General features: G+C 72.9%; 9 protein-coding genes. 3 read left to right on the forward strand and 6 right to left on the reverse strand.

Annotated elements, in window-relative coordinates; translation table 11 throughout:
* Window positions 1-232 precede the first annotated feature (232 nt).
* Window positions 233-2,287: an ABC-F family ATP-binding cassette domain-containing protein gene (locus tag H563_RS0113435; RefSeq protein ID WP_027479461.1), complete on the reverse strand. Its 2,055-nt coding sequence runs from the start codon at window positions 2,285-2,287 to the stop codon at window positions 233-235.
* A gap of 205 nt (window positions 2,288-2,492) precedes the next feature.
* On the opposite strand from H563_RS0113435, the gene H563_RS16850 reads away from it, so the two are divergent.
* Entirely contained in the window at window positions 2,493-5,393 is a 2,901-nt protein-coding gene (locus H563_RS16850; RefSeq protein ID WP_022883101.1) for a helix-turn-helix domain-containing protein, read from the forward strand.
* A gap of 170 nt (window positions 5,394-5,563) precedes the next feature.
* Here the strand turns inward: H563_RS16850 and H563_RS0113445 are convergent, their stop codons facing one another.
* The 5 genes from H563_RS0113445 to rsmI form a co-directional block, all read right to left on the reverse strand.
* Window positions 5,564-6,496 carry a 4-(cytidine 5'-diphospho)-2-C-methyl-D-erythritol kinase gene (locus H563_RS0113445; RefSeq protein ID WP_027479462.1) on the reverse strand — a complete coding sequence of 311 codons (933 nt, stop codon included), beginning with the start codon at window positions 6,494-6,496 and terminating at the stop codon, window positions 5,564-5,566.
* A gap of 5 nt (window positions 6,497-6,501) precedes the next feature.
* Window positions 6,502-7,347 carry a 16S rRNA (adenine(1518)-N(6)/adenine(1519)-N(6))-dimethyltransferase RsmA gene (gene rsmA / locus H563_RS0113450; RefSeq protein ID WP_022883103.1) on the reverse strand — a complete coding sequence of 282 codons (846 nt, stop codon included), beginning with the start codon at window positions 7,345-7,347 and terminating at the stop codon, window positions 6,502-6,504.
* Between the two features lie 31 nt (window positions 7,348-7,378).
* Entirely contained in the window at window positions 7,379-8,281 is a 903-nt protein-coding gene (locus H563_RS16855; protein ID WP_022883104.1) for a TatD family hydrolase, read from the reverse strand.
* The gene (gene metG / locus H563_RS0113460) at window positions 8,274-9,851 is read right to left on the reverse strand and encodes a methionine--tRNA ligase (RefSeq protein ID WP_022883105.1); all 1,578 of its coding nucleotides are present in this window, start codon (window positions 9,849-9,851) and stop codon (window positions 8,274-8,276) included. Before metG ends, H563_RS16855 begins: the two co-directional genes overlap by 8 nt.
* A gap of 89 nt (window positions 9,852-9,940) precedes the next feature.
* Window positions 9,941-10,759, reverse strand: a complete 819-nt coding sequence (gene rsmI, locus H563_RS0113465; protein WP_027479463.1) for a 16S rRNA (cytidine(1402)-2'-O)-methyltransferase — start codon at window positions 10,757-10,759, stop codon at window positions 9,941-9,943.
* Between the two features lie 38 nt (window positions 10,760-10,797).
* Here rsmI and H563_RS16860 point away from each other — a divergent pair, with 38 nt between their 5' ends.
* On the forward strand, window positions 10,798-12,321 hold the full coding sequence (locus tag H563_RS16860; protein ID WP_245556860.1) for a dolichyl-phosphate-mannose--protein mannosyltransferase: 1,524 nt from the start codon (window positions 10,798-10,800) through the stop codon (window positions 12,319-12,321).
* A 16-nt stretch (window positions 12,322-12,337) separates the two neighbouring features.
* Window positions 12,338-13,261, forward strand: coding sequence for a nucleoside hydrolase (locus H563_RS0113475; protein ID WP_022883108.1), 924 nt, complete (start codon window positions 12,338-12,340; stop codon window positions 13,259-13,261).
* Window positions 13,262-13,290: the final 29 nt, after the last annotated feature.

Consider the following 13,290-nt stretch of genomic DNA (forward strand, 5'->3'; position numbering starts at 1 on the left):
CTGGCCAGGCCAGCCACCCCTGACCCTGCACCACAAATCCGGCATCCGAACCCAGCTGGAAACCCAAACACGACAAACCCGAAACGACACCGGATAAACACCACAGCACAACCCTGCCCACTAGCAGGGGCGGAGACGGATCGCCAGCGGCAGACCAGCGAACGCCCGGGCACGCACGCGCGGCCGGGCGCGAGCCCAGGGGCCTGGGGAGGGGCGACGCCGGGATACTGGCCTACGCCTCGAGCAGCTCCGAGAGCTCGAGCCAGCGGGTTTCGAGGTCGGCGACCTGGTCTTCGAGGGCGCGCAGGCGCTCGGTGAGCTCGCCGAGTCCGACGTAATCCGACTGGTCGTGCGCCGCGAGCTCCTCGTGCACACGAGCGATGTCGGCCTGCAGACGCTCCAGGCGGCGGTCGATCGACCCGAGCTCCTTCTCGGCGTTTCGGCGCTCGGCTCCCGACAGCGCCATCTCGCCGGCTGCCGCCGCTGCCGGACCCTCAGACCCGCCCTGGCCCGCACGGGCGGGATCGGCCGCCCCGTGCCGCGATGCCGACGCAGACACAGACGCCGCAGCCCTCACAGTCGCCGCCGACGTCGCCGTCGCCTTCCCCGCCGCCGAGGAAGAGGCCTGCTCGGCGGAGCGAAGCTGCAGATACTCGTCCACTCCGCCCGGGAGGTGGCGCAGGTGGCCGTCGATGATCGCGAACTGCTGATCGGTGACGCGCTCGATCAGATACCGATCGTGCGAGACGACGATCAGCGTGCCAGGCCACGAGTCGAGCAGATCCTCGATCGCGGCCAGCATGTCGGTGTCGAGATCGTTCGTCGGCTCGTCGAGGATCAGCACGTTCGGCTCCTCGAGCAGGATGAGCAGCAGCTGCAGCCGACGCTTCTGCCCGCCCGACAGGTCCTTGACGGGGGTCGAGAGCTGCGCGCTCGAGAACCCGAGACGCTCGAGCAGCTGCGACGGCGTGAGCTCCTGAGCCTTCGATCCCGTGCCGAGCGTGTACGAGCTGCGCAGGCCGGCGATCACCATGCGCACCGGCTGGTCCTGCACGTCGTCGAGTTCGTCGAGGCGCTGCGTCAGCGTCGCGACCTTGACCGTCGCGCCCCGCTTCACCCGGCCGGAGGTTGGTTGCACCGCGCCCGAGATCAGCCCGAGCAGGGTCGACTTGCCGGCGCCGTTGACTCCGAGGATGCCGGTGCGCTCCCCGGGCGCGATGCGCCAGGTGATGTCGCGCAGCACGGGGCGCAGGTCTCCATTCGCCTGCGGCGAGTCGACCAGCGACCTGGGGCGCAGGTCTCCATTCGCCTGCGGCGAGTCGACCAGCGAAGTGCCCGCCTGCGGCGAGTCGACCAGCGGAGTGCCCGCCTGCGGCGAGTCGGCGGCCGGCCGGCGCGGGAACGCGACCGACACGTCGATGAGGTCGACCACGTCCTTGCCGAGCCGGGAGACGGCGAGCCGCTGCAGCGACACCGGGTCGCGGATCTCCGGCACGTCCGAGATCAGCGCGTTCGCCGCATCGATGCGGAACTTTGGCTTCGACGTGCGCGCCGGCGCCCCGCGGCGCAGCCACGCGAGCTCCTTGCGGGCGAGATTCTGCCTGCGCGCTTCGCTGGCGGCGGCCATCCGATCTCTCTCTACCCGCTGCAGGATGTACGCCGCGTACCCGCCCTCGAACGGCTCGACGATGCGGTCGTGCACCTCCCAGGTCGCGGTGCAGACCTCGTCGAGGAACCACCGGTCGTGCGTGACGACCACCAGTCCCCCGGCCGACGCGGGCCAGCGCGACTTCAGGTGACGCGCGAGCCAGGCGATGCCCTCCACGTCGAGGTGGTTGGTCGGCTCGTCGAGGAAGACGACGTCCCAGTCCTGCACGAGCAGCGCGGCGAGGGCGACCCGGCGCCGCTGCCCGCCCGACAGTTCGCCGATCCGGCCCTCCCACGGGATGTCGGCGACGAGCCCGGCGAGCACGTCGCGCACACGCGCATCCCCCGCCCACTCGTGCTCGGCTCGGCCCGCCACGATCGCGGCCGCGACGGTGAGCTCGGGATCGAGCACGTCGGCCTGGTCGAGCATGCCGAGACGGATGCCGCGGCGGCGCGTCACCCGCCCCGAATCCGGCTCGAGCCGACCCGCGAGCAGGCGCAGCAGCGTCGACTTGCCGTCGCCGTTGCGGCCGACGATGCCCACCCGGTCGCCCTCCTGCAACCCGAGGGTCACGCCGTCGAAGACGACGCGCGTCGGGTATTCGAGGTGCAGCGCTTCAGCGCCGAGCAGGTGAGCCACGACCTTCGAGCCTACCGGCAGCGCTCCCACGCGCTCCGGCCCCGTGTCCGCGCCCCGAAACGCACACGGGAACGAAAATGAGTGTCCCCCAGAACTCGGGGTAGAGCAGGGTCTTCTCACCGCGCGTTCTTGTGACAGCCTGGTCGGCAGCGCCTGCAGCACCCGCGCCGCTCGCGCTCCGTCGTCCTCTGGGTGGAGGGGAGATATGAGCGACCCTGCCGCCTCCTCTCCTGCGCTCTCTCCTGCGCTGTCGGCGTCGACGCGCGCCGCGGTGGGGGACGCCGTCGCCCGGGTCTCCGCCGCCGCCCTGCAGCCGCACGCGCGAGTGGGCACCGTGCTGATCGCCGGGCCGGAGGGCTACCACGTGTCGGCGGTCGCGCGCGCCGCCGTCGAGGGGCTCGAGGGCTGGGCGGTGTTCGTGGGCGCCGCCGACGAGAGCGAGCAGGCGGTGCGCTGGTCGTTCATCGAGGTGCTCAACCGCGCGCTGCGCACGCGGGGCGTGCAGATCCCGGTCCCGCAGGGCGGGGCCGGCGCGACCGGTGAAACGAGCGACGCGACCGAGACGACCGCCGTCGGCCGGGCCATCTCCGCCGCCCTCGACGCCGTCGGCGCCCCGGTGTGCCTGCTCGTCGATCACCTCGAGTGGGTCGACCGCTGGTCGGCCGCCGCCGTGCGCTACAGCATGCGCCGCGGCGACGACCACCGCCGGCTGCTCGTCGCGGCGGCCGAGGACCTGGAGAACGAGAACGCGCGGGTGCTGCTGCAGCTCGCCGCCGCGGACGTCGTCCTGAACGCCGTGGTGCGGCTGCCGCCGCTCGACGTCGGCGACGTGCAGGAGCTCGCCCTCGAGCTGCTCGGCAGGCCCATCTCGCGCCGGGTCGCCGCCCGCTTCGCCCGCGACAGCGAGGGCAACCCGACGTGGGTCGCCGGCCTCATCGAGAGCTACCGGGACGCCCTCGAGCTCTCGCCCCACCCCGCGTCGATCGAGCTGGACCGCACGGCCCGCGTACCGCTGCTGCCCCGGCAGCAGCGGGCCTTCGACACCGCCCCGCCGGCCACGCGCGCGGCGGTCGAGGTCGTCGCCGTGCTGCGCGAGGCGACCGCCGTGTCGATCGTCACCCGGCTGGCGTCCTGGCTCGGGCTCACGACGGTCTACGGCGCATTCGATCTCGACGACGCCATCGCCAGGCGGCTCGTGCGGCACGTCGACGACTACGGGGTGCCCACCATCGCGCCGCCGAGCCGGGTGGCGGCCGACCGCATCGCGGCGCAGATCCCCATCGAGCGCCGCCGCGAGATGCACGCCGCGGCGGCCGACCTGCTGCGCGGATCCGCCGCCCTGTCGCACCGCATCTACGCCGCCCGCGAAGACGACCTCACCCTGGTCGCCGACGTGATACACGCCGCCCGCGGCCGCGTGACCGCCGACGACCCGAACGGCGCGATGAACCTCGCCCTGACCGCGCACCGGCTCGCGGCCTGCGGCGACGACTTCGAGCGCACGCTGCTGTTCGCCGGGCTGCTCGCGCTGCGGCTGCACGAGCATCCGCGGATGCTGCCGCTCGTCACCGAGTTCGCGGCACTGCCGGCCACGCCCGTGCGCGACGCCGTCCTCGCCGACCTGTACACCCTGCTGCACCGCGGCGACCTCGCCCTCGCGCACGCCCAGGCCATCATGGACGCGCCGGGCGACGACGCCGACCTGCGGGTGCTGCGCGCGCACAGCGCCTCGACCCTGCCGCTGTCCGCCGCGATCTGGAACGAGTACGAGCGGATCCCCGCGCTGGTCGCCCGGGCGCGCGAGGCGGTCGCCGCCGAACCGCGCCCTCCCGACCCGTCGATCAGCCCCGACCTGCGCTGGATGGCCCGCCCCGACGAGCACGAGCTGTGGCTCAGCACCTGGGAGCTCGTGGAGGCCGCCTGGCGGCGCGACAGCCGCGCCATCGGCGAGGCCATGGCCCGGCTCGACCGGCTGCTGCGCGCCGCCCCCGACAGCGCCGCCGTGATCGACGCCGTCGTCTACCAGTCGCGCACCCTCGCCTACGCGGGCCGGCCGGCGGAGGCGCGCAACCGGCTGCGCCGCGCGATCCGTATCGGCGCGAGCCACCCCGACTCGTGGATGAAGTACATCGCCCACACGATGCACTCCCACCTCCTCTTCCTCACCGGCGAGTGGGAGAAGTCTCTGATCAGCGGCCAGATCGCCATCGAGCACGCGCTCGACGACGCGTACGCGCCGGTGATCCCCCTGGCGCTCGGCGCCGGCGGCATGGTGCACGCGGCGCGCGGCGAGATCGACGCGGTGCGCCGCATCGAGCGGATGCTGCGCTCGGTGTCGCGCGTCTCCCAGGGCGCGATCCTGCCGTACGACTCCGACCTCGCCGACGTGATGCGGGCCGAGCTGGCCGCCGCGCTCGGCGACCCGGCCGCGCAACTCGCCGCGACAGAGGCGGCGCGCTCGGCGGCCCGCCCCGGCTCCGTCCTCAGCTGGACCTGGCTCGCGGTGGACGCGCTCGGCGAGCTGGGCCGCGCCGAGGAGGCCGCGCGGCGGGCGGCGGAGGCGCTGCGCGCGGATTCGCCGTGGGTGCGCTCCCCGTTCACCGCCGGGCAGTTGATGGGGCGCCTCGCCCGCGCCCGCGGCGACGCGGCGCGCGCCGTCGAGCTGTACGCCCCGCTGATGGAGGACCGCATCGCGCAGACGCAGCCCTTCGACCTCGCGCGCACCCGCCTCGACTACGCGCGCGCCCTGCTCGAGACGGGCGAGCGCGACGCGGCCCGGCAGCAGGCCCGCGCCGCCGCGGAGGTGTTCCGTCGGCTCGAGGCGGCGAGCTATCTCGAGCGCGCCGAGCGCTTCGCCGACGGAATCGACGCGCGTCCCCATCCGCGCCCCGCGCAGCCGCAGCTCGACCTGCTGACCGCCCGCGAGCGGGAGGTCGCCCTCGCCGTCGCGAGCGGGATGACGAACCGCGAGGTCGCCGAGCGGCTCTTCGTCTCGGTCACGACGGTCAACTTCCACGTGCGCAACATCCTCGCCAAGCTCGGCCTGCGATCGCGGCGCGAACTGCGCACGCTGCTCGGTGGCAGCGACGGCCCTGTCAGATCTTGACGGTTATCGCCGGAGCCCGCCCGGGGTCGCACCCGGCCTGCCTACCCTGGGTGAGCCGGGCGGAGGGCCCGAGGCAGACGCCACTCCCTCAACCCCCCTCATGATGGCCGATGCACCCGAATCGGTCCCTCCCCCGGCGACATCAGGTGCGCCGCATCCGTTTGCCCGGTTCAGGGCACGACGCGCGCGCCGTGCACCGGGCCGACCACGTAGGCGGTGTCGTAGCCGGCCGCCATGAGCCGCAGGTCGAGGTCCTCCGCGTGCTCCTGCGACGAGGTGAGGAAGGCGATCGTCGGCCCCGAGCCGGAGACGATCCCGGCCAGCGCCCCCTGCAGCTCCCCCTGCTCGAGCATCGTCGCGATCTTCGGCCGCAGGTGCAGCGCCGGCGCCTGCAGGTCGTTGGAGAGCACTTCGGCCAGCAGCTGCGGGTCGCCGGCGCGCAGCGCCTGCAGCACCGCCGGGTCGACGACGGGCTTGGCCCGCGGCGCGAGCTCGCCCTGGTGCCGGGCGCGGTGGGCGTCCAGCTCCGCGTACACCCGCGGCGTCGACAGCGTCGTGTCGGGCAGCACGAGCACCCAGTGGAAGGTGCCCCGGGCGAGGGCGGGCGAGAGCTCCTCGCCGCGGCCGGTGCCGATCGCCGTGCCGCCCATCAGCGCGAACGGCACGTCGGCGCCGAGCTGGGCGGCCAGCTCGTGCAGCTCGTGCGTCTGCACCCCGGTGCCCCAGAGCGCGTCGCAGGCGACGAGCACCCCCGCGGCGTCCGCCGAGCCACCGCCCATGCCGGCCGCGATCGGCACGTTCTTCTCGATCGCGAGCCGCACGCCGCCGCGGTGCCCGGTGTGCCGGGCGAGCAGGCGCGCCGCCTTGAGCGCCAGGTTGTCGGGGCCGGTGGTCAGCCTGCTGGCGCCGCGCACCCCGGTGAAGGAGACGGTGAAATCGGATGCGTCCTGCGCGTACACCTCCTCCCACAGGCCGACCGCCTGATAGGCGGTCGCGACCTCGTGATAGCCGTCGGGCATCGCCTCCCCGACGGCGAGGAAGACGTTGATCTTGCCGGGCGCCCGCACGTGCACGGTGCCCGGCGCGCTGAACTCGTCGAACAGCTCGGTCACGGCAGCCGCCTCCCGATCTCGACGAATGCGTCGACGTCGAGCTCCTCGCCGCGGGCGGTGGGGGCGGCGCCGGCCGCCTCGAGCGCCTCGGCCGCGGCGGCCGCCGAGCCGAACAGGCCCGACAGCGACTGGCGCAGCATCTTGCGGCGCTGCTGGAAGGCGGCGTCGACCACGCGGAAGGTGCGCCGACGCAGCTCCTCGTCGCCGGGCTGGGTGCCGCGCTCGAACGCGACGAGGATCGAGTCGACGTTCGGCACCGGCCAGAACACCTGCCGGCTCACGCTGCCGGCGGTGCGCCAGCGGCCGTACCAGGCCGCCTTGACGCTCGGCGAACCGTACACCTTCGAGCCGGGGCCGGCGGCGAGCCGCTCCCCCACCTCGGCCTGCACCATCACCACGCCGGAGGCCAGGGACGGCACCGTCTCGAGCAGGTGCAGGAGCACCGGCACCGACACGTTGTAGGGCAGGTTGGCCACGAGCCGCGCAGGGGCGCCGGGCAGCTCGTCGACGGCGAGCGCGTCGCGGTGGATGACCGTCAGCCGGCCGGCCGCCTCCGTGCCGCCGGCCGCCTCGACCGTGAGCGGCAGCTGGGCTGCGAGCCGACCGTCGATCTCGACGGCCAGCACGCGGGCGCCGGCCTCGAGCAGCCCGAGGGTGAGCGAGCCGAGCCCCGGGCCCACCTCGACGCACAGCTCGCCCGGGCGCACGTCGGCGGTGCGCACGATGCGGCGCACCGTGTTCGCGTCGTGCACGAAGTTCTGCCCGAGCTTCTTGGTCGGCGTCACGTCGAGGCTCGCGGCGAGCTCACGCACCTCGGCGGGCCCGAGCAGCGCGACGGTCACCCGAACCTCCCGGTGCACGCCACGCGGCCGCTCACGCGATCGCCCCGTCGGGCTCGGCCGGCGGCACGGCGCCGGTCAGCTCGGTCTCCCACGAGCCGTACACCTCGACCGTGTTCGACGCGGTCTGGGCCGCCAGGTGCTCCACCTCGGTGCCGAGGTGCTGCGCCATGAACCGCAGCGTGTGCGGGATCAGGTACGGGGCGTTCGGGCGGCCCCGGTGCGGGGCGGGCGTCAGGTACGGGGCATCCGTCTCGACCATGATCAGCGAGCGCGGCACAACCGCGAGCGCCTCGCGCAGCGCGGGCGCGTTCTTGAAGGTGACCGTGCCCGCGAAGGACAGGTACCAGCCGTGCTCGGCCGCGAGCCGGGCGAGCGCGGCCTCTCCCGAGAAGCAGTGGAACACGGTCTTCTCAGGCGCGCCGACGCGCAGCAGCGTCGCGACCACGTCGTCGTGCGCGTCGCGGTCGTGGATCTGCAGCGCCAGGCCGTGCCGCTTGGCGATGTCGATGTGCGCCTCGAAGGACTTCAGCTGCGCCGCCCGGCCCGACTCGTCGGTGCGGAAGTAGTCGAGCCCGGTCTCGCCGACGGCGCGCACCCGCGGCAGCGCGGCGAGCGCGTCGATCTCTGCGATCGCCTCATCGAGCCCACCGGCGGCCTCCAGCAGCGGCGCCTCGTTCGGGTGCAGCGCCACGGCGGCCAGCATCCGCGGCTCGCTCGCCGCGTGTTCGGCGCCCCAACGCGAGGTCTCGACGTCCACGCCGACCTGCACGATGCCGCGCACCCCGACGGCGGATGCGCGGTCGAGGTGCTCGCGCCAGTCGAGGTGGTCGATGCCGGGCTCGTCGCGGCGCACGCTCGGGTCGATGTGGGTGTGGTCGTCGTACACCGGCACGACGAGCGCGTCGGGCAGCGGAGGATATGTGCGGTCAGGCATCGGCCTCGATGCGGGGGAAGAGCGGCTCGAGGGTGCCCACGCGGGTGCCGACGGGCAGCACGCCCCACTCGCCGGCCTCGCGCAGCTTCTGGCCCGAGAGCGGCCCGAGCGCGGACTCGGCGCCGAGCGCCGCCCAGAGCTTCGGGGTCGCCTTGGTCAGCACCGGCGACAGCAGCACCGCGAGCGCCCGCAGCCCGTCGGCGGCGGTGTACAGCACGGTCGCGAGCCGGTGCCGCTGCGCCTCGTCCTTGGCCAGCGCCCACGGCTCCTGCTCGGTGATGTAGCCGTTCAGCGCGTCGACGATCCTCCACACCTGCGCCAGGGCGTCGTGGATCGCGAACCGCTCGATCGCCGCATCCGCCGCGAGCACCGCATTGCCGACCGTGACCTGCACGTCGAGGTCGGCCGCCTCGTACTTGCCCGGCTGGGGGATCTCGCCGCCGAAGTAGCGGGTCAGCATGGCGATCACCCGCGACGCGAGGTTGCCGAAGCCGTTGGCGAGCTCGGCCTGGTAGCGGGCGGCCAGGTCCTCCCAGGAGAACGAGCCGTCCTGCCCGAAGCTGATCGCCCGCATGAAGTAGTAGCGGAACGCGTCGGAGCCGAAGGTGTCGGTGATCTCGTTCGGGGCGATGCCGGTCAGTTTCGACTTCGACATCTTCTCGCCGCCGACGAGCAGCCAGCCGTGCGCGAAGACCCCGCGCGGCACCTCGAGGCCCGCCGCCATCAGCATCGCCGGCCAGATCACCGCGTGGAAGCGCAGGATGTCCTTGCCGACGATGTGCTGCGCCGGCCAGCGGCGCTCGAACTGCTCGTCGTCCTCGCCGTAGCCGATGGCGGTGGCGTAGTTGAGCAGCGCGTCGACCCACACGTAGAGCACGTGCGAGGAGTCCCACGGCAGCGGGATGCCCCAGTCGAAGGTCGACCGCGAGATGGACAGGTCGTTGAGGCCCTGCGACACGAACGCGACCACCTCGTTGCGGGCGCTCTCGGGCTGCACGAAGTCGGGGCGCTGCTTGTACAGCTCGAGCAGCTTCTCCTGGAACTCGCTCATCCGGAAGAAGTAGTTCTTCTCCTGCAGCAGCTCGAGCGGCCGGCCGTGGATCGCGCAGACCTTCTGCCCCGCGTACTCGCCCTGCCCGTCGGCGATCTCGGCCTCGGGCTTGAACTCCTCGCAGCCGACGCAGTACAGGCCCTCGTACTCGGCCTCGTAGATGTACCCGGCCGCGCGCAGCTTCTCGATGAACAGCTTCACCCGCCGCTCGTGCCGCTCGTCAGTGGTGCGGATGAAGTCGTCGTTGGCGATGTCGATCGTCTGAAGCAGCGGCAGCCACGCCTCGGTGACGAGCTTGTCCGTCCACTCCTTGGGGGTGGCGCCGTTCGCCGTGGCCGTGCGCAGGATCTTCTGGCCGTGCTCGTCAGTGCCGGTGAGCAGCCAGGTGTCGTCGCCGGCCTGCCGGTGCCACCTGGTCAGCACGTCCGCCGCGACCTCCGTGTAGGCGTGCCCGATGTGCGGCACGTCGTTGACGTAGAAGATGGGCGTCGTCAGGTAGAAGGGGCGGCCAGCGGGCATGCGAACCATCCTATTGGCGCGAAGATCGACGGATGGCTCGCACCCGGGCCCCTCGCCCGGGATGTCCCGTTATGTGACGAACCGGCCCGTCAGCGCCGCTCTTTCAGGGCCGTTTCGTAAAGATCGCGGCGCGACAGGCCGGTCTCGGCGGAGACCTGCGCGGCGGCGTCCTTGAGCCGCACCCCCTGCGTCTCGAGCAGCAGCACCCGTTGCACGGCGGCGGCGGGGTCGACGACCGGCTCCCCTGCGCCGTCGACGACGATGACGATCTCGCCGCGCACGCCGGCGGCCGCCCACTCGGCCAGCTCGGCGGCGGTGCCACGCTTGACCTCCTCGTGCAGCTTGGTCAGCTCGCGGGCGACGACCACTCGGCGCTGCGGCCCGAAGACCTGCGCGATCGCAGCCAGCGAGGCCGCCAGCCGGTTCGGCGACTCGAAGAACACGAGGGTGCGCCGCTCGCCGGCGAGCGCCGCCAGTGCGCGCATCCGCTCGCCGTCCTTGCGGGGCAGGAAGCCCTCGAAGGCGAAGCGGTCGGTCGGCAGGCCCGACACGGCGAGCGCCGTGAGCACCGCCGACGGGCCGGGCAGCGCGGTCACGTCGACGCCGGCGGAGATGGCGGCCTGCACCAGGTGGTAGCCGGGGTCGCTGACGGTGGGCATGCCGGCGTCGGAGAGCACGAGCACGTCGGTGTCGCGGGCGAGCTCCACGAGCTCCCCTGACCGGTCGCGCTCGTTGTGATCGTGCAGCGCCACGAGCCGGGGCCGGGCGGCGACCCCGAGGCCCTGCAGCAGGCGCTGCGTCACGCGGGTGTCCTCGGCGGCGACCACCTCGACCGCGCCGAGCGCGTCGACGAGCCTGCGCGTCGCGTCGCCCAGGTTCCCGATGGGCGTCGCCGCGAGGATGATCATGTGCCGAATCATATGAGGGCGCCGGTAGCATGACCGCGATGATCCAGGCCGACGCCACCGCCGCTCCCGCGCGCCGGCGGATCCCGATGTCGCGTCGCCGGCTCTGGGACTGGGGCGCTCCGGCCGGCGTCGTCGTGATCGCCGCCTTACTGCGGCTCGTCGGGCTCGGCAGCATCCACCAGCTGATCTTCGACGAGACCTACTACGTCAAAGACGCGTGGACGCTCTCGCAGCTCGGCTACGAGGGCTCGTGGGGATCGGGCGCCGATTCCTCGTTCAACCAGGGCATCACCGAGACCTGGACCCGCGCCGCGGAGTTCGTCGCGCACCCGCCGCTCGGCAAGTGGCTGATCGCGCTCGGCGAGCACCTGTTCGGCATCACCGACGCGTTCGGCTGGCGGTTCTCCACCGCGGTCGCGGGCGTGCTCGCCGTGGTGCTGGTCATGCTGATCGCCAAGCGGCTGTTCCACGGCTCCACGCTGCTCGCCGTGATCTCCGGGCTGCTGATGGCGATCGACGGCAACGCCATCGTGCTCTCGCGGGTGGCGCTGCTGGACAACTTCGTGATGCTGTTCGCCCTCGCCGGGGTCGGCGCCGTGCTGCTCGACCGGGACTGGCGCGACCGCCGGGCCGCGCGCGGCATGGTGCTGTGGCGGCCGTGGCTGCTCGTGGCGGGACTGCTGTTCGGCCTCGACGCGGGCATCAAGTGGTCGGGCTTCTACTTCCTCGCCGTCTTCGGCGTGTACGTGGTGCTGTGCGACGTGATGGCGTACCGGCGCAAGTGGCGCGAGCCCGGCGCGGGGCATCCGTTCACCGTGCTCGGCCAGGGCGTCGTGAACTTCGTGCAGCTGGTGCCGATCGCGCTGGCCGCCTACCTCGCCACCTGGACCGGCTGGCTCGTCACCGACGGCGGCTGGGACCGGCACTGGGTCGAGAGCGACCCGAAGCTCAACGCGTGGCACGGGGCGCTCAGCTGGGTGCCGTACTGGGTGCAGAACCTGTGGCACTACCACACCGAGCTCTACAACTATTCGATCAACCTGCACGCGACGCATCCGTACCAGTCGAACCCGCTCGGCTGGATCCTGATGCTGCGCCCGACGAGCATGTACTACGTCGGCACGCAGGACGGGCAAGACGGATGCACGGCCTCCGGCGGCTGCTCGGCGGCGATCACCGAGCTCGGCAACCCGTTCATCTGGTGGGCGATGGCGCTCGCGCTGCTGTGGCTGATCTGGCTGTTCGCCCGCTACCGCGACCGGCGGGCCGGGCTGCTGCTCGCCGGGGTCGGCGCCGGCTGGCTGCCGTGGGTGATCCTCTACCACGGGCGCACGATCTTCACCTTCTACTCGATCGCGTTCGAGCCGTACCTGATCCTCGGGCTCACGCTCGCGCTGGGGCAGATCCTCAGGCGCTGGCGCGGCGCCCGCGGCATCGCGGTCGTCGGCGGCTTCCTGCTGCTCGCCTGCGCCGCGACGGTGTTCTTCCTGCCGATCTGGACGGGCATCCAGACGAGCTACGCCTACTGGCACGCGCACATGTGGCTGGACAGCTGGATCTGACCGGTTGAATGGGGGCATGAGCCGCAAGATCATCCTCGACTGCGACCCCGGGCACGACGACGCGGTGGCGCTGCTGCTGGCCCAGGCCAACCCCTCCGTCGAGCTGCTGGCCGTCACCACCGTGGCCGGCAATCAGAGCCTGCCGAAGGTGACGCACAACGCGCTCGGCATCGCCGAGGTGGCGGGCATCACCGCCCCGATCGCCGCCGGCGCGGCCGGGCCGCTGGTGCGTGCGGCGCGCTTCGCCGGCGAGATCCACGGGGCGAGCGGACTCGACGGGGTGAGCCTGCCCGAGCCATCCGTCGCCCTCGACCCGCGGCATGCGGTCGACCTGATCGTCGAACTCGTGATGTCGCACGAGCCGGGCGAGATCACGCTCGTGCCGACCGGGCCGCTGACCAACATCGCGCTGGCGGTGCGGCGCGAGCCGCGCATCGTCGACCGGGTGCGCGAGGTCGTGCTGATGGGCGGGGCCGCCCGCACCGGCAATCGCACCCCGGTGGCGGAGTTCAACATCCTGTTCGACCCCGAGGCGGCCGACGTGGTGTTCTCGGCCGGGTGGCGGGTCACCATGGCCGGGCTCGACGTCACCCACCAGGCCGTCGCCACCCCCGACGTCGCCCGGCGCGTGGCCGCGATCGGCGGACGCAAGGCCGACTTCGTCGTCGAGCTGCTCGAGGCGTTCGGCCGCGCGTACCGCGACGTGCAGGGCTTCGACGCGCCGCCCGTGCACGACCCGGTCGCGGTCGCCGTGGTGATCGCGCCCGAGCTGTTCGAGATCGTGCCCGCGCCGATCGCGGTCGAGCTGACCGGCACGCACACGACCGGCATGACCGTGGTCGACCTGCGCCCGTGGGTGCCGCGCGACGTGCCCACGCGCGTCGTGCTGGGCCTCGACCGCGGCCGGTTCTGGGATCTCGTCGTCGACGCGGTGCGCTGAAAGGCGCCGTGCGCGCACCGGCCCGGCAC

Source organism: Gryllotalpicola ginsengisoli DSM 22003, from assembly GCF_000419445.1.
In the GTDB taxonomy this organism is placed as follows: Bacteria; Actinomycetota; Actinomycetes; order Actinomycetales; family Microbacteriaceae; genus Gryllotalpicola; species Gryllotalpicola ginsengisoli.